At 63.2% G+C, this 20,914-nt stretch carries 15 protein-coding genes; 8 read left to right on the plus strand and 7 right to left on the minus strand.

The features are described 5' to 3' along the window. Positions 1-15: 15 nt before the first annotated feature. Complete coding sequence (gene hpnJ, locus QM467_RS16880; protein WP_283367508.1) at positions 16-1,446, minus strand: hopanoid biosynthesis associated radical SAM protein HpnJ; 1,431 nt, start codon at positions 1,444-1,446, stop codon at positions 16-18. Positions 1,447-1,570: 124 nt separating this feature from the next. Next, complete coding sequence (locus tag QM467_RS16885; RefSeq protein ID WP_283367509.1) at positions 1,571-1,768, minus strand: AbrB family transcriptional regulator; 198 nt, start codon at positions 1,766-1,768, stop codon at positions 1,571-1,573. Between the two features lie 128 nt (positions 1,769-1,896). Between QM467_RS16885 and QM467_RS16890 the strand changes: the two genes are divergently transcribed. After that, positions 1,897-2,946 carry a threonine aldolase family protein gene (locus tag QM467_RS16890; protein ID WP_283367510.1) on the plus strand — a complete coding sequence of 350 codons (1,050 nt, stop codon included), beginning with the start codon at positions 1,897-1,899 and terminating at the stop codon, positions 2,944-2,946. A gap of 15 nt (positions 2,947-2,961) precedes the next feature. Here the strand turns inward: QM467_RS16890 and QM467_RS16895 are convergent, their stop codons facing one another. Next, positions 2,962-3,891: a glutaminase gene (locus QM467_RS16895; protein ID WP_283367511.1), complete on the minus strand. Its 930-nt coding sequence runs from the start codon at positions 3,889-3,891 to the stop codon at positions 2,962-2,964. Positions 3,892-4,047: 156 nt separating this feature from the next. Here QM467_RS16895 and QM467_RS16900 point away from each other — a divergent pair, with 156 nt between their 5' ends. The 5 genes from QM467_RS16900 to QM467_RS16920 all read left to right on the plus strand — a co-directional run bounded on the left by QM467_RS16900 (position 4,048) and on the right by QM467_RS16920 (position 11,304). Beyond that, a complete protein-coding gene (locus QM467_RS16900) occupies positions 4,048-5,208 on the plus strand; it encodes an HlyD family secretion protein (RefSeq protein WP_342395137.1) in 1,161 nt (386 codons plus the stop codon). Then, positions 5,205-7,985 (plus strand): ribosome-associated ATPase/putative transporter RbbA, encoded by a 2,781-nt coding sequence (rbbA, locus tag QM467_RS16905; protein ID WP_283367512.1) that lies wholly within the window; start codon positions 5,205-5,207, stop codon positions 7,983-7,985. The genes QM467_RS16900 and rbbA overlap by 4 nt, the downstream gene beginning before the upstream one ends. Further along, positions 7,985-9,109, plus strand: a complete 1,125-nt coding sequence (locus QM467_RS16910) for an ABC transporter permease (RefSeq protein ID WP_283367513.1) — start codon at positions 7,985-7,987, stop codon at positions 9,107-9,109. The genes rbbA and QM467_RS16910 overlap by 1 nt, the downstream gene beginning before the upstream one ends. Before the next feature lie 54 nt (positions 9,110-9,163). Beyond that, positions 9,164-9,394 carry an FmdB family zinc ribbon protein gene (locus QM467_RS16915; protein WP_283367514.1) on the plus strand — a complete coding sequence of 77 codons (231 nt, stop codon included), beginning with the start codon at positions 9,164-9,166 and terminating at the stop codon, positions 9,392-9,394. An 83-nt stretch (positions 9,395-9,477) separates the two neighbouring features. After that, positions 9,478-11,304, plus strand: coding sequence for an alkaline phosphatase family protein (locus QM467_RS16920; RefSeq protein ID WP_283367515.1), 1,827 nt, complete (start codon positions 9,478-9,480; stop codon positions 11,302-11,304). Positions 11,305-11,314: 10 nt separating this feature from the next. On the opposite strand, the gene QM467_RS16925 is transcribed toward QM467_RS16920, so the two are convergent. Next, on the minus strand, positions 11,315-13,387 hold the full coding sequence (locus tag QM467_RS16925; RefSeq protein ID WP_283367516.1) for an elongation factor G: 2,073 nt from the start codon (positions 13,385-13,387) through the stop codon (positions 11,315-11,317). Between the two features lie 207 nt (positions 13,388-13,594). On the opposite strand from QM467_RS16925, the gene QM467_RS16930 reads away from it, so the two are divergent. Together QM467_RS16930 and QM467_RS16935 are read left to right on the plus strand one after the other, a co-directional pair. Next, a complete protein-coding gene (locus QM467_RS16930; RefSeq protein WP_283367517.1) occupies positions 13,595-14,383 on the plus strand; it encodes a sulfite exporter TauE/SafE family protein in 789 nt (262 codons plus the stop codon). A gap of 183 nt (positions 14,384-14,566) precedes the next feature. Continuing rightward, entirely contained in the window at positions 14,567-15,607 is a 1,041-nt protein-coding gene (locus QM467_RS16935; RefSeq protein WP_283367518.1) for a SphA family protein, read from the plus strand. 235 nt (positions 15,608-15,842) lie between these two features. Here QM467_RS16935 and QM467_RS16940 read toward each other — a convergent pair whose 3' ends face one another. From QM467_RS16940 to QM467_RS16950, 3 genes are all read right to left on the minus strand, one after another. Continuing rightward, positions 15,843-17,255 (minus strand): TolC family outer membrane protein, encoded by a 1,413-nt coding sequence (locus QM467_RS16940; protein WP_342395138.1) that lies wholly within the window; start codon positions 17,253-17,255, stop codon positions 15,843-15,845. A gap of 253 nt (positions 17,256-17,508) precedes the next feature. After that, positions 17,509-17,820 (minus strand): DUF3240 family protein, encoded by a 312-nt coding sequence (locus tag QM467_RS16945; RefSeq protein WP_283367519.1) that lies wholly within the window; start codon positions 17,818-17,820, stop codon positions 17,509-17,511. Next, positions 17,796-20,912, minus strand: coding sequence for an efflux RND transporter permease subunit (locus tag QM467_RS16950; RefSeq protein ID WP_283367520.1), 3,117 nt, complete (start codon positions 20,910-20,912; stop codon positions 17,796-17,798). Before QM467_RS16950 ends, QM467_RS16945 begins: the two co-directional genes overlap by 25 nt. Positions 20,913-20,914 lie beyond the last annotated feature (2 nt).

The following is a 20,914-nucleotide window of genomic DNA, read 5'->3' on the forward strand; positions in this document are numbered from 1 at the left end:
CGCTGGAGACGCGACTCAGCCGTGAACGGCCTGCTTGCGCTCGCGCAGGAACTGGAAGAATTCCACGCCTTCGCGCAGGCGGCGCTTCATCATGGCGCGGTCGCGGACCATCTCGTTGACGATCGAGGCAATCTTACTCGGGCGGAAATAGAACTGGCGATAGAAGGTCTCGACGGCGTCGAAGATTTCCTTGTGGCTCAGGTCGGGATAATGCAGCGGCGCGATCTGAACGCCGTTCTCGTCCACCAGTTCGGCGTTGGCGCTGTCGAGCCAACCGTTTTCGAGCGCCTGGTCATAGAGGAAGGTGCCGGGATAGGGCGCGGCAAGGGACACTTGCAGAGTGTGCGGATTGACCTCCTTGGCGAAGGCGATCGTCTCCTTGATTGTCTCGCGCGTCTCGCCGGGCAGGCCCATGATGAAAGTGCCGTGGATGGCGATGCCGAGTTCGCGGCAATCCTTGGCGAATTGCTTCGCCACCTCGACGCGCATGCCCTTCTTGATGTTGTGCAGGATCTGTTGATTGCCGGATTCATAACCGACCAGCAGCAGCCGCAGGCCATTGGCGCGCATCACCTCGAGCGAGGCGCGGGGCACATTGGCCTTGGCGTTGCACGACCAGACGACGCCCAGCTTGCCGAGTTCTTTTGCAATGGCTTCGGCGCGGGGCAGGTCGTCGGTGAAGGTGTCGTCGTCGAAGAAGAATTCCTGCACCTGCGGGAAGTTCTCCTTGCACCATTTGATCTCCTCGATCACATGCGCGACGCTGCGGGTGCGGTAGCGATGGCCGCCGACGGTCTGCGGCCACAGGCAGAAGGTGCAGCGCGACTTGCAGCCGCGCCCCGTATAGATGGAAATATAGGGGTGCCTGAGGTAGCCGATGAAATAGTTCTCGATCTTCAGGTCGCGCTTGTAGACGGGTGAAACGAAGGGCAGGGAATCCATGTCCTCGAGGATCGGCCGCTCGGGATTGTGATGGATGTTTCCATCGGCGTCGCGCCAGGAGAGGCCGAGAATGTCCTTCCAGTCCTTGCCGTCGGCGACGTCCTTGACAGTGAAATCGAATTCGTTGCGGGCGACGAAATCGACGCAGGGCGCGTCCTTCAGGCTGCCGGCGGCGTCGACCGCCACCTTGGCGCCGATCAGGCCGACCTTGAGGTTTGGATTGGCGGCTTTCAGGGCCTGGATGCATTTCACATCCGATGCGAAGGACGGCACCGAAGTATGCACGATGACCAGGTCGAAATCCTTGGCCTGCGCGACGACTTCGGCGAGGCTGGTCTTGTGCGGCGGGGCGTCGATCAGCTTGGAGTTCTCCACCAACGCGGCGGGCTGGGCCAGCCAGGTGGGATACCAGTAGGAGGCGATTTCGCGCCGCGCCTGATAGCGCGAGCCGGCGCCGCCATCGAATCCGTCAAAAGAAGGCGCTTGCAAAAAGAGAGTGCGCATTCGGTCCCGCTCCGCCTAAGCTATCTGAAAAATAGAAAATTCTCGCGCCACAAAGCCCCGCAATCGCGGCCATTCCGTGGCGGCATGTCCATGTTCAACGCGTCTTAAACAACATCGCGCCCGATCAATCAATCGCGGGGTCGTTTTCGCCGGGAACAGCCAGGTCGACGACGGGCGCATGGTGGCAAAGAAAGCGCGCCAGCACGGGGCCGACGAGGATGACCACAAGAACGCGCGACGTCTGCAAGGCCATGACGGAGGACATGTCGCGCGTGGCCGGAGCCGCGATGATGGCGACTGCATCGATCCCGCCTAGGCTCATCGCTCCTGTCCAATCTCCTCGCGCAGGACGCCAGTCCGATCGAGACGCCGGCAGCAGCCCTAACAAAATGAAATTGTCGGGAAGCGAGGGCTTGTCCGGGGCGTGAGGATCGGGGCAGACTCGCAGCCATGACAAAGCCCCTTCAGCAATTTGCGAGCGACAATTACGCGGGCGTCTGCCCGCAGGCCTGGTCGGCGATGGCGGAAGCCAATCGGGGCCATGCGGCGGCCTATGGCGAAGATGTCTGGACGCATCGCGCGTCCGACGCCTTCCGAGCCCTGTTCGAGACGAATTGCGAGGTGTTTTTCGCCTTCAACGGCACGGCCGCGAACGCCCTCGCGCTTGCGGCGCTGTGCCAGTCGTTCCACAGCGTAATCTGCTCCAGCGTCGCCCATGTCGAAACCGATGAGTGCGGCGCGCCGGAATTCTTCTCCAACGGCTCGAAGCTGTTGGTCGCGGCGGGCGAGAACGGCAAGCTCACGCCGCAAGCCGTGCGGGCTTTGGCGACGGGCCGTTCGGATATTCATTTTCCCAAGCCGAGCGCCGTGACGATCACGCAGGCGACGGAAACAGGCCAGGTTTATTCCATCGCTGAAATCAAAGCGCTTTCAGCCGTCTGCCGAGAACTTGGCTTGCGCCTGCACATGGATGGGGCGCGTTTCGCCAACGCTTGCGCGACGCTGGGCTGCACGCCGGCGGAACTCACCTGGAAGGCGGGCGTCGACGTGCTCTGCTTCGGCGGGACCAAGAACGGCATGGCCGTGGGAGAGGCGATCCTGTTCTTCGATCCGCGCCTTGCTGAAGATTTCGATTATCGCTGCAAACAGGCGGGACAACTCGCCTCGAAAATGCGGTTTCTGGCTGCGCCATGGGTCGGCATGCTGGAAAGCGGCGCCTGGCTTTTCAACGCCGCCCATGGCAACGCCTGCGCCAAACGCCTGGAGGCCCAGATCGCCGACATTACGGGCGTCGCGCCGCTGTTCCCGGTCGAGGCCAATGCGGTCTTTCTCAGCGCCAGCCCGGGGGTCCTGGAAGGATTGCGGCAAAGAGGGTGGCGCTTCTACACCTTCATCGGCGGCGGAGGTCGCTTCATGTTCGCCTGGGACGCCGATCCCGGCCGCGTCGATGCGTTGGCCGCCGACATCCGGGAGTTGGCCCGCATCCATCCGGGCGGCTGACGACGCTTCGCCGGCTTACTCGCCGAAGATCGACCATTTCATCTTGCGCGCCAGTTTTTCCAGCGCGATGCGTCCGAGGTGCGAATTGCCGGTGGGGTCGAGCCCCGGCGCCCAGACCGCGATCGACGCGTGGCTCGGCGCCACCGCCAGAATGCCGCCGCCGACCCCGCTTTTGCCGGGCAGGCCGACGCGATAGGCGAATTCGCCCGAGCCGTCGTAATGGCCGCAGGTCAGCATCAGGGCGTTGATGCGCCGCGCGCGCTCGGGCGAGATCATGCTGCAATTGGTGTCCGGATTGCGCCCGGAGTGGGCGAGGAAACGCCCGGCCAGAGCCAGCTGGCGGCAGCTCATGGCGATGGCGCAATGATGGAAATAGGTCCCCAGCACATAGTCCACCGGGTTCTGCAACACGCCGAAGCTCTTCATGAAATTGGCGAGGGCGACATTGCGGAAGCCGGTCGCCTTTTCCGAGCGCGCGACATGCTCGTCGATGTGAATGGAGTCGTCCTGCGCGGCGAAGCGGATGAAGCGCAGAATCTCGCCGAGCGCCTCGCGCGGCGGGTGGCCGGACAGGATGACGTCGGTCACGGCCAGCGCCCCGGCGTTGATGAAGGGATTGCGCGGCACGCCCTGTTCCAGCTCCAACTGGACGATGGAATTGAAGGCGTTGCCCGAGGGCTCGCGGCCGACGCGCTTCCATAACTGGTCGCCGGCGACGCCCAGCGCGAGCGTGAGGGTGAAGACCTTGGAAATGCTCTGGATGGAAAAGGGAGTATCGCTATGCCCGGCGCAGGCGATTGATCCGTCGGCGGCGGCGACAGCGAGCCCGAACTGGCCCGGATCGACATGGGCCAGTTGCGGAATATAGGTCGCGACCTCGCCGCGATCATCGCGGCGGCTCATCTCCTCGGCGATGTCGCGCACCACGGCGTCGAGTTGCGGCAATTCATTCTCCCTCGCGCCCTTGCGCCGGTCCCTGCGGGGCGCCACATGCTGGCCAAAGGCTAGCGGAAAACGTCCCGCCGCAATAGCGTCAGATCAAGGCGTTAAGACTGCGGAGACGATAATTCTTTCTTCCGTTTCGCCGTTCGAGGTTTTCCGTTGAGCGAGAACAATGACCATGGCGCGCCCGTAAAGACCGAAGCCGGTCTTGAGGTCGCCAAACCCGCGCGTTTGCCTGCGACTGTCCCGCAGACCGAGCAGGCGCCGGCGATTGTCGAACATCGCCCCCTGAGCCGGGGGTGGGTCTGGACGCGGCGCCTTGTCCTGCTCGCGCTGGTCGGCGGCGGCGCCGGCTTCGCCTTCTGGCAGGCGCATCGCGCGCCGGCGATTCCCGCCTGGATCGTCTATGGCAATGGCCGCCTTGAGGCGGACCCGATCGACATAAGCACCAAGTTCGCCGGCCGCATCGCCGAGTTGCGCGCCGATGAGGGGGCCAAGGTCGCCGCCGGCCAGATTGTCGCCGTGATGGACACCCGCGATCTCGCCCAGACCCTGCAAAAACAGCAGGCGCAGTTCCAACAGGCGCAAAAGGCCGTGGAGGAGGCGCAAGCCACGCTGGAGCAGGTCCGCAGTTCGGCCGTGCTCGCCCAGCAGCAGATGGAGCGCGCCGAAAAACTGCTCGCCAGCGGCTTCACGACCCGCGAAACCTATGACCAGCGCAAGCAGTCGCTGGACTCCACGCGCGCGATCCAGATCGCTGCCGAGCACCGCGTCAACGAGGCGCAGAACGCCCTCAAGGCGGCGCAGCATGATTTCCAGCTAACCCAGGTCAATATTGACGACAACAAGCTGATCGCGCCGCGCGACGGGCGCATCGAATATCGCCTCGCCAATATCGGCGAAGTTCTGGGCGCGGGCGGCAAGGTCTTCACCATGCTCGACACGTCCTATGTCTATATGGACGTCTATCTGCCGACCCTCGCCGCCGACAAGGTCAATGTCGGCGCCGACGCGCGCATATTGCTCGACGCTTTCCCTGACCGGCCGATTCCGGCGAAGGTCGCGTTTCTCGCGAGCAGGGCGCAATTCACGCCGAAAATGGTCGAGACCAAGAACGACCGCGACAAGCTGATGTTCCGCGTGCGCGTGAAGATCGATCCCGACCTCGCCCGGGCCCATGCCGAGGAGGTGCGCAGCGGGTTGCCGGGCGTGGCCTATGTCAAGACCGACGCGGCGCAGCCCTGGCCGGCGTCGCTTCAGGGGAAGGCCCTCGAAGGGACCGCGCCCCCCGAGAACGCGCCACGGGATCGCAAGGAATGAACTCGGACGCGGCATCGCCGGTCGTCCGCCTGCTTCACTTGCGCCACGACTATGGCCGGACGCGCGCGCTCGATGGTCTCACGCTCGATATTCCCTCGGGCTGCATGGTCGGCCTCGTCGGGCCGGACGGCGTTGGCAAATCGACCCTGCTCGGGCTGATCGCCGGCGCCAAGGCGCTGCGGGACGGTGGAATCGAGGTGCTCGGCGGCGATATCGGCGACGCGCGGTTCCGGGACGAGACCTGCCATCGCATCGCCTACATGCCTCAGGGGCTGGGCAAGAACCTTTATCCCGACCTGACTGTCGCGGAAAACATCCGCTTCTTTTCGCGCCTTTACGGGCAGGGCCGCGCCGAGGGCATGGCGCGGGCGGCGCAACTGATGCGCGACGTCGGCCTCGCATCCTTCGCGGGCCGTCCGGCGAACAAACTGTCCGGCGGCATGAAGCAGAAGCTCGGCCTGTGCTGCGCCCTGATCCACGATCCCGAACTGCTCATCCTCGACGAGCCGACCACCGGCGTCGATCCGCTGTCGCGGCGGCAGTTCTGGGATCTCGTGGACCGCATGCGCCAGACCGCGCAAGCGGTTGGCGAAGGCCAGAGCGGCGCGCAAAAAATGAGCGTCATCGTCGCCACCGCCTATATGGAGGAGGCCGAGCGTTTTGATTTTCTCATCGTGCTCAACGCCGGCAAAATTCTCGCCACCGGCGCGCCCGCCGCGATCAAGGCGCAGACCGGCGCGGCGAGCATCGAGGACGCCTTCATCGCCCTGCTGCCGCAAGAGGAGCGGGGCAGGGCGAGCAAGCTGGTCATTCCGCCGCGCGGCGACGACGGCGACGGGCCGGTGATCTCCGCGCGGGGGTTGACCCGCCGCTTTGGCGATTTCACCGCCGTCGACCATGTCGATCTCGACATCGAACGCGGCGAGATCTTCGGCTTTCTCGGCTCCAATGGCTGCGGCAAGTCCACGACCATGAAAATGCTCACTGGCCTGCTGCCGGCGAGCGAGGGCAGCGCGCGGCTGTTTGGCCAGACCATGGAGGCCGGCGGCATGGAATCGCGCCGCCGCGTCGGCTACATGTCGCAGAGTTTCTCGCTTTATTCCGAATTGACCGTGCAGCAGAACCTCGACCTGCATGCGAGGCTGTTCCAGTTGCCGCGCGAGGAAGCCCGCGCGCGGATTGAGGATCTGGTTGCGCGGTTCGGGCTCGAAGGCCATCGCTATGCGCTCGCCGCCGACCTGCCGCTCGGCATCAGACAGCGCCTCGCCCTCGCCGTGGCGCTGGTTCATCGGCCCGAACTGCTGATCCTTGACGAGCCGACTTCGGGCGTCGATCCTCTGGCGCGCGACGAATTCTGGCGGCTGCTGATCGAACAATCGCGCGCGCATGGCGTCACGATTTTCATCTCCACCCATTTCATGAACGAGGCGGCGCGCTGCGACCGCATTTCGCTGATGGATTCCGGGCGCGTTCTCGCGACCGGGACGCCGGCTGAACTCGTCAAAGCCAAGGACGCCGCCAATCTCGAAGACGCCTTCATCGCTTATCTGGAGGAGGCCGGCGCAGGGCGGGGGAACACGGTCGCGCCGGAAGAGACGGTATTCCCGCCATCGCCCGAAGGCGCGCGGAAGACGCCGTGGTTCAGCTTCCGGCGCATGATGGCCTATACGATCCGCGAAATTCTGGAGCTGTCGCGGGATCCAATCCGCCTCGGCTACGCCTTGTTCGGTCCCGCCTTGCTTTTGCTCGTGCTGGGGTTCGGCATCACGACGGATGTCGACTCGCTGACCTATGCGGTGCTCGACCGCGACAATTCTTTCCTCAGCCGGGCCTACGCCAGCGAAATCCGCGGTTCAGCCTATTTCCTGGAGCAATCGCCGATCCGCGACGCCGAGGATTTGCGCGCGCGCCTGAAAAGTGGCGCCGTAAGCGCGACCGTCGAAATCCCGCCCGGTTTCGGCCGCGACATCAAGCGGGGCCGCCCGACCGAGGTTTCCGTCTGGATCGATGGCGCCATGCCGTTCCGCGCCGAGACCATTCACGGCTATCTCGCGGGCGTGCATCAGCAATTCCTGGCCGATCCCGCCATTCGCGGCATGGGCGCAGGCTCGGGCTCCGGCGCGCAGGCCCTGCCGGCCTCCATCGAGACGCGCTTCCGCTACAATCAGGATTTCGACTCGATCTATTCCATGGTTCCGGGCGCCATTGCGCTGCAGCTCGCCTTGATCCCGGCCATTCTGATGGCGCTGGCCATCGTGCGCGAGAAGGAGCTGGGCTCGATCACCAATCTCTATGTGACGCCCGTGTCCCGGCTTGAGTTCCTGCTCGGCAAGCAGCTTCCCTATATCGCGCTGGCCTTCATCGATTTCCTCGTGATGTTCCTGATGGCGATTACGATCTTCAAGGTTCCGCTCAAGGGCGGCTTCGGGATTCTCGCGCTCGGGGCGCTGGCCTATGTCGCGGCGACGACCGCCTATGGCATGGTGGTTTCGGCCTTCACACGCACCCAGATCGCGGCTCTGTTCGGCACGGTCATTCTCACGATCTTGCCCGCGAGCATGTTTTCCGGCCTGAGTACGCCGGCCTCGTCCGTGACCGGCTTCGGACGGGTGATGGGAGAATTCTTCCCGATGACCTATTTCCTGCCGATTTCGGTCGGCGCTTTCACCAAGGGCCTCGGCTTCGCCGACCTGTCGCATTACCTCGCCCTTCTGTCGCTGTTCGCTCCGGCGCTCATCCTGATCAGCCTCCTGCTGCTGCGAAAACAGGAGAAATGATGCAGACGCTTCGCAACATCTACTGGCTGGGGACCAAGGAGCTGCGCAGCTTCTTCCGCGACTGGGTGCTGCTCGGGCTGGTGATCTATTCCTTCTCGCTGGCGATCGTCGCGCAGGCGCAGAGCAATGCGCAGGAGCTGCATAACGCCTCGCTCGCCGTGGTGGACGAAGACCATTCCGAACTCTCGGGCCGTCTCGCACGGGCTTTCCTGCCGCCCTATTTCCTTCCCGCCGTCCCGGTTGCGCAAGGCGATGTCGACCGCCTGATGAACACGGGCGCCTATACCTTCATCCTCGACATCCCGCCCAATTTTCAGCGTGACCTGCTGGCGGGGCGCCGGCCGGTGCTGCAATTCAATGTCGACGCCACGGCCATGATGCAGGCGGGCATCGGCTCAGGCTATGCGCAGCAGATTCTGGCCGACGAGATCGCCAAATTCCTGACCCGGCAGGACCAGCCATCGCCGGTCCTCGTCGGCCAGGCGGTGCGGATCGCATTCAACCCCAATCTGGTCACGGCCTGGTTCACCAGCGTCATGGGAATCATCGGCTCCATCACCATGCTGTCGATCATTCTCGCCGGCGCGGCGGTGGTGCGCGAACGCGAGCATGGCACGGTCGAGCATCTGCTGGTGATGCCGGTGACGCCCTTCGAGATCGCCATGGCCAAGATCTGGGCCAACAGCCTGATCATCGCCGGCGCGGTCTGGCTGTCGCTGGTTTTCGTGGTTCAACGCCTGCTCGCGATACCGATCGAAGGTTCGATCCCGCTTTTCATGTGCGGCGTGGCGATCTATCTGTTCTTCGCCACGTCGATCGGCATTTTCCTTGCGACCATCGCCCGGACCATGCCGCAGCTTGGGCTGATTTACCTGCTGGTCGCGGTGCCGCTGAACCTGCTCTCGGGCGGCAACACCCCGCTCGAATCCATGCCGCCCTTTCTGCGTACGCTGATGCAGGCCTCGCCTTCGACCCATTTCGTCGCCATCGCCCAGGCGATCCTTTATCGCGGCGCGGGATTCGACATTGTGTGGCCGCGCTTCGTCGCGATGGCCGCGATCGGCGCCATCTTTCTGGCTCTGGCCCTATGGCGTTTCCGGAGCGTGTCCACGCAATCAGCCTGAAAATACTGGCCTGAAACTTGCTTAAATTTGAGGCAGAACTTTCGGGGAACCATGATGCCGCTCTATTCCTTCCATTGCGCCGAATGTGAACAGGATTCCGAACTTCTGATGGGCTTCAACGACGCCGCCGTCTGTCCGGCCTGCGGAAGCCAGAAAATGGAGCGCCTCGCCTCGCGCGTCGCGCCGGATTTCAAGCTGAAGGCCAAAGCCAAGATTTGGCGCGCCCAGGCGGAGCGGGAAGGCCATATGAGCAATTTCAGCAAGGAAGAACGCAAGGTCAAATAGCGGCCGAGACGTATGGCTTCAAACGCATTTGTCACGAAAAGGTCACGGCCTCCGGTCTAACCAATCGGAAATTGGAGGCCGCGATGCGCTGTTTTTCCGCTCTTTTTCTGACGCTTGCCCTGACCGCCCAGGCGGCGGCGCAGCAGAGGCCGCATAATGTCGTGCTGTTTGTCGCCGACGGCCTGCGGCCCGGCATGGTCAACGAGCAGACCGCCCCGGCCATGACCGCCCTGATGCGCAAGGGCGTGACCTTCGCCAACAGCCATTCGGTCTTCCCGACCTTCACCACGCCCAATGCCGCCAGCTTGGCCACCGGCCATTTCCCCGGCGACCATGGCGATTTTTCCAATACGATCTATACCGGCTTTCCCGTTCCCGGCGCGGGCGACAGCGTGACGCCCTTCCTTGAAAACGACCCCGTGCTCGGCGACGTGGACGAGCATTTCGCGGGCGATTACCTGAACGAGGAAACCATTTTGCGCGCGGCGCGCGCAAAGGGCTATTCGACCGCGACCATCGGCAAGCTCGGCCCGGCGCTCATCATGGACCACCTCGCCAACCGGCGTGACAAGAGCGTCGTTCCGGATGCCATCGTGGTGGACGATAGCACCGGCTCGCCGGCCGGCGTCGCTCTCTCCGACGAGGTCAAGGCGCGGATCGCCGCCGTGGGCCTGCCCGACAAGGCGCCGGGGCGCGGCCCCAACAAGAGCGCGGGTTCGGCGACAGAGCCGGGGACCTTGTCCGCCAATGTCGAGCAGCAGGATTATTTCGTCAAAGTCGCGACCAAGGCGGCGCTGCCTTTGTTCAGGGAGCGCGGCAAACCCTTCGTGCTGGTCTATTGGTCGCGCGATCCCGATGGCACGCAGCATAATCAGGGCGACAGCCTGCTGCGCCTTATTCCCGGCATCAATGGTCCGACCTCGCTCGCGGCGATCCGCAACGCCGAAAATAATCTCGCCGCCTTGCTCGACGCGCTCAAGGCCGAGGGGCTGGATGGGGACACGGATGTGATCCTGACTTCGGACCACGGGTTCTCGACCATTTCCAAGGAAAGCGCGACGAGCTGGGCGGCGGCGCAGAGCTATCCCAACGTCCCGGCGCGGCTGTTGCCGCCGGGCTTCCTCGCGGTCGATATCGCCCATGGCCTCGGCCTGCCTCTGTTTGATCCGGATGGCAAGAACGCCCTTGTCGCGCCGGGCGCTTTTCCCAGCCGCGCCAATGGGCTGATCGGGCTTGATCCGGCGCAGCCCGACGTGGTGGTGACGGCCAATGGCGGCTCGGACCTCGTCTATCTGCCAAAAAAGGATCCCGCTCTGGCGCGCAAAGTCGTCGAGATTCTCTCGGCGCAGGATTATGTCAGCGGGCTTTTCGTGGATGACGATCTCGGCGACATTCCGGGGACGCTGCCTTTGAGCGCAATTGCGCTGAAAGGGACAGCGGTGACGCCTTTCCCGGCGATCGCAGTGAATTTCCGCAGTTTCTCGCTCGGCTGCGACGACTCGACCACCTGCGGGGTCTCGGTCGGCGACACCGCTTTGCAACAGGGGCAGGGCATGCATGGTAGCTTTTCGCGCGCCGACACCCGCAACATCATGGCGGCGGCCGGACCCAGCTTCAAGGAAGGCTTCGTCGATCCCGCGCCGGCGAGCAATGCCGATATTGGCAAGACCGTCGCGCGCCTGCTCGATCTCGACATGAAGGATCGCGGCAAGCTGGTCGGGCGTGCGCTGGCCGAAGCCATGCCCAACGGGGCCATGCCGGAGTGGAAGAGGGAAACGCGCCGCTCCGCGCCGGACGCGCTCGGCCATGTGACCGAATTGCGCTTCCAGACGTCGGGCGACACGCTCTATTTCGATGTCGCGGGCTATCCGGGGCGCACGCTTGGATTGCCGGCGGACGAGGGCAGGTAAGAGCCCCGACTCAGTGCGCCGGGGCCTTGGTCCCGTTGTGATGGGCGACGATGGCGTCGGCGGGTTTTCCGACGATTTCGGCGAGATGGTCGAATTTCTGGGTGAAGAAGCCGACGCCCGCCGTCGCGGAGCGCAGCTCCACGATCAGGCCGTCCATTTCCGCCTCGGGAATCAGGGCGTTGAGCACGTCCCAGCCTTCCCAACCGGGACGTCCGTCATAGCCGAGAATCTGGCCGCGACGGCTGGTCGTGATCGCGGTGATGCGGGACAGTGCCTCGCTCGGCGCGGTGATCTCGACATTGAGGATCGGCTCCAGCAGAACCGGATTGGCCTTGGCCAGAGCCTCGGACACGCCGATGCGCGCCGCCGTGCGGAACGCCATGTCCGAGGAATCGACGGAATGATAGGAACCGTCCGTCAGGGTGACGGCGACGTCCACCACCGGGAAGCCCAGCGGGCCCTTTTCCAGCGCGTCCTGGCAGCCTTCCTCGATGGCGCCGAAATAGTTCCTCGGCACGGCGCCGCCATGGACGGTTTCGCCGAAGGCGAAGCCTTCGCCACGGGGCAGGGGCGCGACATCCAGCGCCACATCGCCGAACTGGCCATGGCCGCCGGATTGCTTCTTGTGGCGGCCGCGCACGGAGACGCCGTGGCGGATCGTCTCGCGATAGCCGACGACCGGCTTGTGGGTCTCGACCGTCACGCCGAAGCGCGCGGCGAGCCGCTCCAGCGCGACGCGCAAATGCATCTCGCCCTGGCCATAAAGCTTGAGTTCGCCCGCTTCCTGGTCGTGCACGAAGATCAGCGAAGGATCTTCGTCGTTCAGCTTGGCCAAAGCCGCCGCGAGGCGCACTTCGTCCTTGCGATCCTTCACCGCCAGCGCGACGGCGTGGGTCGGCTGCGGCGGCGCCACCGCGTTGACGGCGGCGGCGGGGGCGCCGTTCCTGGTATCGACGAAACTGTCGCCCGTCGCGACATGGTCGAGACGGCCGAAGGCGGCGCAATCGCCCTCTTCGATCTTGCCCTGCTTGGAGCTGGCCAGCCCCATCAGGCGCGACAGGCCGGAGATGCGGTCCTCGCCCTTGGCGCTCCGCACCACACTGCCGTCGTTGAACGAGCCGCGCAATACGCGGGCGAAGCTGAGCTTGCCGCCATGGGCCGTGTGGATGGTTTTGACGACATGGGCGAGGGCAGGGCCTTCGTCGTCGATGCCGAGGCGAGCGCGAAGTCTGGCGATTCCAGGCGATTCGTGACGCAGAGCCTTCAGCAGGCGGGTGACGCCGTGGCCGGCTTCCGCTGAGCCGATCAGCACCGGGGCGACAAGGCCCTCGCGCAGGTCGCGGGTGAGGTCGTCGAAAATCTGGTCGCGGGGCGGCTCGATGTCGGCGATCAATTCTTCCATCAGGGCGTCGTCATAATCGGCCAGGCGCTCCAGCATGGTATAGCGGGCTTCCTTCTCGCGCGGCATTTCGCCGGCAGGCACGTCCACGACTTCGGAGGGTGCGTGTTCGCGATAGACGAATGCGCGCTCCAGCGCGAGATCGATGAAGCCGGTGACGATGCCGTTCTGCCAGAGCGGAATCTGGCGCAGCAGCAGCGGCGTGCGCGAGGTTGGCTGCAGCATCGCCAGAGTCTCGCGGATGCGCATCGAGGCCTGGTCGATCTTGTTGAGGAAGAGAATGCGCGGGGTTCCGAGATCCTCCAGTTCGCGCAGGATCACGCGCAGCGCCGGCAGCTTGCGCTCGTCCGCCTCGCAGACGACGATGGCGGCGTCGCAGAGCGGCAGGATATTGCGCGCCTCATGGGCGAATTCGATCGAGCCGGGCAGGTCGACGAAGGTCAGCCGGTCGCCCAGATAATCGACCGAGGCGATATTGGCCTCCACACTCGCAGCATGGGCGCGGGCCTCGGCGCTGCTGTCCCCGACGGAGGAGCCGTCGCGCACAGAGCCTTGCCGCGACAGGGCGCCGGCGCGGGCGAGGAGACATTCGAGCAGGGTCGTCTTGCCGCTCTGGAAGGGACCGACGACGGCAATCAGTCGCGGCCCGCTCACACGTTTGTCGACGTTCCGGGATTCGCTCATTTTTCGTTCCTTCCCCCACGCGGGCCAGCCGGGGCCGGCGTGTCGCAAATATTTCATGCGCTGCCGGAAAAGCCAATGATTTTGCCGCGACAGATCGGCGCAAGCTTGGCCTTACGCGAGAAAAAACTTCTATGGATATAAAAAATATCAATTGACCTAATAGGTAGAAATTACATACCTGCTTTATAAAGCGGCGGCGAGCGTGTGATGCAGATCGATCATTTCATCCATTTTCCCTATACGTTTGCAGGCCTCGCGGTCGGCGCGCTGGTCGGCCTGACGGGCGTTGGCGGCGGTTCGCTGATGACGCCGCTGCTGGTCCTGCTGTTCGGCGTCCATCCCGCGACGGCCGTGGGAACGGACCTGCTTTACGCCGGACTCACCAAATTTACCGGCACTGCCGTTCATCACCGCAACGGCTCGATCGAATGGGCCGTCATGCGGCGCCTCGCTGCGGGGAGCGCGCCGGCCGCGCTGGCGACGCTGGCGCTGCTCGCCCACTGGGGCGTGCAATCGCAGCGCTCGGGCTCGGCGATCTCCGTCATCCTCGGCTATGCGCTGCTGTTGACGTCAACGGTGCTGCTGTTCCGTCCCTGGCTCGTGGAAAAGACCCGGCCGGCTTTCGCCAGATTGTCCGACCGGCATATCGCGGCGCTGACAATCGTCCTTGGCGCTGCGCTGGGCGTGATGGTTACGCTTTCATCTGTCGGCGCCGGCGCCATTGGCGTAACGGTCTTGCTGATGCTCTATCCGAATATGTCGACCTTGCGCATCGTGGGGACGGACATCGCCCATGCCGTGCCGCTGACGCTAATCGCCGGCGCCGGGCACTGGGCCATCGGTTCGGTCGATTGGCCGATGCTGGTCTCTCTGCTGCTGGGGTCGATCCCGGGCATCATGATCGCCAGCCATTTTGCGACCCGCGTTCCCGACCGCGCCCTGCGCGCGTTGCTGGCCGTCGCGTTGGCGCTTGTCGGCGCCAAGCTCGCCTTCTGAACCTTGATAGCACTATGATTTATTATAACATCCGTCGCTGCAAGGCGAAACGATCGGCGCGGTGCGATAATTAGATGTTTTCTAAACTGACACAATTGGATTGGGCGAAAGGTCGCTGCCGTCTACACGCTAATGTCAAGGTCTCCGTGTAGAATTCCACGGCGCGAATCATTGGGGGCGTTAATGAATTTGGGCAAGGCTTTCGGCGCGTCCCGCGCCGTTATCGCCCGAACAGCGGCGATGGCGGTTCTGGTCGCGGTTCCGGGAGCGGCCTTCGCGGATGAAGGCGGGACGAGCTATTGGGTGCCGGGATCGTTTGGCAGCATGGCGGCCGTTCCGACCGCGTCCGGCTGGTCAGTGACGGGTTGGCTCTATTATGCCAATACCCAGCAGAAGGCCTCCGCGATTTTCGTGCGGGATCCGGTGCTTGGGGCGCCGCCTGCGAATGTCGCCGCGATACCCTCCGCCAGGCAATATAATTCCACTTATCAGGACTATATCGTCCCGACCTATACGTTCAAGGACCCCGTTTTGGGCGGCCAGCTGGCGTTGGGCGTGACCGCTCAGGTTGGACCAGCCTTCACAACGGTCAGTGGCGTCTGGTCCGGCTATTCTTCGACGCCATCCGGAGCCCAGCGCTACACCGAATATCGAACGGCCGGCGACACTATTGCGGGACTCGGCGATCTGGCGCCCCAGGCTAGTCTGAAATGGGCTTTTGGCGTCCATAATTTCCTTGCCTATGCCGGTTTCAACATTCCGGTCGGCCAATTCAGCGCCACTCGCTATGCCAATATTGGAATCGGCCATTGGGCGATCGACGCTGGCGGCGGTTATACCTATTTCGATCAGAAGAGCGGCTGGGAGTTTTCGGGCGTTCTTGGCTTTACCTACAGTTTCATTAATCCGTCGACGCAATATCAGGACGGCGTCGACATGCATTTCGACTGGGCGGCTTCTTATACAATCAACGACAAGCTTTCAGTGGGCGTTGTCGGCTATGCGTTCAAGCAGCTCACCTGCGACGGCGGCAGGGGGGATTTCGACGCGTGCGACATTTCTCAGATCGTGGGCGCTGGCCCGCAACTGACCTATAATTTTCCGGTGAATGACTGGCAGGGTTCGCTGAACTTCAAGGTGTACAGGGAGTTCTTCGCCCAGAGCCGGCCCGCGGGATGGAACGGCTGGATAACGCTTTCGATTTCTCCACCGTCGCAAAGCTAAGTCGGCGTGGCCTCATGGCCGCGAGCAAAATACATGTTTTTCGAGCAGGAATTTAAGCCCGCGATCGCAGAACTGATAGAATTTATTCCCGACGTTTTGGCCGCTCGCGCCGTATGTTGGCGATTATGCCGTGTTTCGGCATTTCCGGTCTCCACTATGTCGGCGAAGGGCGGATGTCGGATGCCGGTTTCCGGCGCCCCCCATTTCGGGGGAGGAACTCAAGTCGGGCCAACCGTCAGCGACCGTCCGGAGCGCTCGTGCCGAAGAAGCGATTCTTCGTCTGTTCGTAATGAATTTTCGGATTGTATGTCGCCACGGCAAGGCCCAGCCCCTGTGCCGACAGCAGACCGGCGGCCATCATCACAGCGTAGGAGGCGACCACCCGGTCATATTGCGCCGTCACCAATTGAATTCTTGAGCTGAGCAAAGCCTGATGGGCGTTCAGAATATCGAGGGTCGTCCGCAAGCCGTCCTTGGCTTCCTCGCGCAGGCCCATCAATGAGAATTCGTTGGCCTTGACGGCTGCTTCGTCGGCGATGATGGCAGAGCGCGCCGCCACAAGCCTGCTCCAGGCCGTCGACAGCAGCCCTCGGACGGCTGCGCGTTGCGACTGCACGTCGAGACGAGCCTGAGCCAAATTTTCTTTGGCTTGCCTGACCGAGGCGTATTCGGCGCCGCCCTGGTAAACGGGAATGTTGATCTGGCCGCCGACGCCCGCGAAAAAAACGACATTGGCGGGCGGAGCCGAGGTGTCGTCTGGCTGCTGAACCGTTCCCAGTGCGATGGCCGTCGGCAGCAAAGCGCCTTCGGCCACTTTTACGGCCGCTTCGGCGACGTCGACCTGATGCAGCGCGCCGATAATTTTTGGATGTTGCGCCATGGCAGTTTCAATCGCAAGTTCCAGGGTTCCCGGGAGCAATTTCTCGATTGGCCGCGCAGGCTGCAGGTGCTGGGGTTCGACGCCGATTACACGACGATAGGAGGCGATGCTGGCTTGAAGACTGGATCGCGCGATCGCAAGATCGGCGCGCGCCGTGGCCAAGGATGTTTCCGCCTGGGCAACGTCGGTCCTCATCACCTCGTTCGCCGCAAAACGGGCGCGGGCGTCGTCCAGTTCGACGAGCAAGGCGTCGATATTGCGGCGTTGCAGGTTAAGGATCGCGGTGTCGCGCATCACGTTCATATAGGCCGTCGCCGTCGCCTGCAGCGTATCCGCTTCAGTTTGACGCAATAATTCGCGCGCCGCCAGCACCCCGCTTTCGGCTTGACTCACGTAATTGGCGGTGCGTTGCCCGTCGAAGAGGGTTTGCGTAAATCCGATGTCATAGGTTGGCGCCGGCGCGCGCGATTTTTGTTTGGCGGGCGCCGTCGGATCTCCGCTAGTGACGCTGTACTGAGGGCCATCGTCCGCGCTGCCGTTTATTTTTGGAAGCCACCCGGATTTGGCCTGCGGAACGCTTTCGTCGGTGGCGCGGACGGCGGCGCGCTGTTGGTTGAATTCCGGGTTGTTCAGATAAGCGCGCGTCAAGGCCCCGGATATGGTTTCCGCACGGGCGGTCGAGGCGCCGGTCGTGACCATCTCCACAAGAAGAGCGACAAGGAATGTGCGCAAAAGAGGCGTCACAAGAACGCCCCCGCGATTTCGCATGCGCGTCCAATCTGCCGATCGTGATTTCGATCTCGATTGTTCACCACGCCCGGCTCCACCTTGATGACAGGCTTTTTTCACGCGATTCGGCCGCCAGTTGCGGGGCAATCCCGCTTAAAGCCTGCCGAATGTCGCCGCCGCTGCGAGACAGGTTCTTCATATTCCGGCCAGCCACGAGCCTTATGCCTCCAATTGTCCGAACCACGCCCGAAAAAAGGGGATTCGGTCGGCATCGGAAGTTTATTTGCCCGGTTCATTTGAACAGCCCAAAAGTTTCGACCGGCTCCACCCAATAGGCGAGGTGGGGCACGCCGATCCGTTCGTGCAATTCGGCAAGGAGGCTTTGCAGCCTCGCGCGCTCGAGGACAACGAACAGCATGCGGCGTTCAATGCGGCCTCGCACCTTTTCTCGGCTCGACGCCTCGTCGAAATTCTCGCCGTGTCCTTCGACGCGGACGCTGGTGAACCCCGGCAGCGGCGGCTGGGAATCGAGAAGGAATTCGAGGATCTGATCCTCCGCCCCGACCGGATAGACAAGCGTCAGTTTGCAGAGGTTGTGATCCATTGCGGTTTCCGCGATTTGTGCGGGGAGGAATTGTCTACATCCCCGAAACGCCTGAAGAAAATGGGCAGCAGCACCAGCGTCAGCAAAGTCGAGGTGATGAGCCCCCCGATCACGACCACGGCGAGCGGCTTCTGGATCTCCGAACCGGGGCCTGACGCGAAGAGTAGCGGGACCAAGCCCAAAGCGGCGATGCTCGCCGTCATCAACACAGGACGGAGCCGCCGTAACGAACCCTCTACCACAGCGACCTCGACCGGCGCTCCGCCCGCCATGAGCAGATTGAAATAGCTGACAAGGACAAGGCCATTGAGCACCGCTATGCCGAGCAGCGCAATGAACCCCACCGACGCGGGCACCGACAGATATTGTCCCGAGAGCCAGAGCGCGATCAAACCGCCGACCAGAGCGAAGGGCACGTTGGCCAGGATAAGCAAAGCCTGCTTGATCGACCCCAGCGTCGCAAAAAGCACCACGAAAATAAGGCCGACCGCGATCGGAATGACGACTGCGAGCCGCGCCGCGGCGCGCTGCTGGTTCTCGAACTCACCGCCCCACACGAGTCGATAGCCGGGGGGAAGGGCGACCTGCGCCGCGACGGCCTTTTGGGCGTCATCGACAAAACCGACGAGGTCGCGGCCGCTGACATAGGCCTGCACGATGGCAAATCGTGAGCCATCCTCGCGGTCGATTTTCACCACGCCCGCTTTTCTGGCGAGTTGCGCGACATCGCGGCTGCGGATCAATCCGCCATCGCCCGACGCGAGTTGCATGTCGCCAAAGGATTCAGGCGACTCGCGCATATCCTGCGGGCCGCGGACGACAACATCCGTCCGGCGGCCCGGTTCGATGACCAGCCCTGCCGGCGCGCCTTCGAGCAAGGAGCGCAATTCGTCCTCGATCCGGTTCGCCGACAATTTGGCGCGGCCAAGCGCCATGCGGTCGAGCTTGATCTGAAAGTAATCGACCGTCCCCGCCGAGGGCGTCATGACTTCCGCTGCGCCCCTGACTTTGGCGACGACCGATTTGATGTTGCCGGCGAGCGTGGAAAGGGTTTCGAGATCCGGACCGAAAATTTTGACCGCGAGATTTCCGCGCGATCCCGTCAGCATTTCGGACGTGCGCATTTCGATGGGCTGCGAAAAAGCAAATTCGACGCCGGGAAAATTCGACATGGTTTCGCGCAATTGTCCCAACAGCCATTCCTTGTCGGGCACGCGCCACTGATCCTTCGGCTTGAGCACAAGGAAATTGTCCGCCTCGTTCAGCCCCATGGGATCGAGCCCGAGTTCGTCGGCGCCGACGCGGGTCACGATGCGTTCAATTTCCGGCACCGATTCAAGCAACCTCCGCTGCAGAAGGAGGTCAAGTTCGGTGCTGTGGGCCAGATTGATGGACGGCAGCTTTGTCGTCTGCATGATGATGGCCCCTTCGTCCATCGTCGGCATGAACGCTTTGCCGACGGCCCCATAGGCGAAAACCGCGGCGACCAGCCCGCTCGCCGCGACCAGGACGATGGGGAGCGGGCGTCGCAGAGAGAACGTCAGCACTTTCTTGTAAGCGGGCGTCAGAACGCGCATGAGCCACGGCTCGTGATGCCCCGCGACCTTCAGGACAGCCGACGACAGAACCGGTATCAGGGTAAGCGACAACAGCAGCGAACCGCTCAGGGCGAAGATGATGGTGAGCGCCACCGGCGCGAACATCTTGCCTTCGAGGCCCTGTAGCGAAAGCAACGGCAGGAAAACCAGGCAGATGATGAGAATGCCGGACGCGACGGGCGTCGCCACTTCCGCGGTCGACTGATAGATGTGGTGAAGTCGCGGCATCTGGCTTTGGCCGGCGCGGCCGAGCCGGTCGACATTGTTTTCGACGACAACGACGGCGGCGTCGACGATGAGGCCGATCGCGATGGCGAGGCCGCCGAGGCTCATCAGATTCGCCGACATGCCGAACATCGACATGATCAGGAAGGTCACCAGCGCAGCCATCGGCAATGTGATCGCGACGACGAGCGCCGCGCGGAGATCGCCAAGGAACAACAGAAGGAGGACTATGACGAGAATGGTGGCTTCGATCAGGGCTTTTTTGACGGTCCCGACGGCCTTCTGAATGAGATCGGAGCGGTCGTAAAAGACGCTGACCGAGACGCTAGGCGGAAAATGCGATTGTAGCTCCGCGAGCCGCTCGCGCACGGCTTTGACGATCGCGCTGGCGTCGGCGCCCCGAAGGCCTATGACGAGTCCCTGGACTGCTTCGCCCACGCCATTTTGAGTAACCGCGCCATAGCGCGTGACGGCGCCGATGCGGACGGTGGCGACATCCGCGACGCGCAGGATCCGGCCTCCCTCCGACTTCAGAACGATCTGTTCCAGATCTTGCGGAGTCTGAATCGCTCCTTCCGAGCGCACGACGAGGGCCTTTTCGCCGTCGCTCAGGCGTCCAGCGCCGTCATTCCGATTGTTCGTCGATAAGGTCTCGACAAGGTCGGCGACGCCGAGACCTGCCGCGGCCAGAAGCCGCGAGTCCGGGACGACTTCGAAGGTTCGGACATAGCCGCCCAATGCGTTGACGTCGGCCACGCCAGGAATGGTCCGCAGCGCCGGTCGGATTGTCCAGTCGAGAAGAGTGCGGCGCTCCTCAAGAGACAGGCCGCTGCCCTCGATCGTAAACATGAATACGTCGGAAAGCGGCGTCGAAATCGGCGCGAGACCGCCTGAAATATTGGCGGGCAGGTCGCTCCGGACTGCGGCGAGGCGCTCTGCGACCTGCTGGCGCGCCCAATAAATGTCGGTTCCGTCCTGGAAATCCAAAGTCAGATCGGCGATCGCATATTTGGCCGAGGACCGGAGTATGGTTTTGCCGGGGATGCCGAGCAATTCCATTTCGAGCGGCGTCACGATGCGCGTTTCGACTTCCTCCGGTGTCATCCCTGGCGCCTTGAGGATGATCTTGACCTGCACCTGGGCGATGTTCGGAAAGGCGTCGATCGGGATATTAAGGAACGCGTAAAGCCCCAGCCCGACCATGAGGCCAGCGACCAGGAACGTAAAAAGTCGCTGTGACAGGGAGAATTCGACGAGCCGCCGCAGCATGC

The sequence above is a fragment of the Rhodoblastus sp. 17X3 genome (genome assembly GCF_030056575.1).
In the GTDB taxonomy this organism is placed as follows: Bacteria; Pseudomonadota; Alphaproteobacteria; order Rhizobiales; family Beijerinckiaceae; genus Rhodoblastus.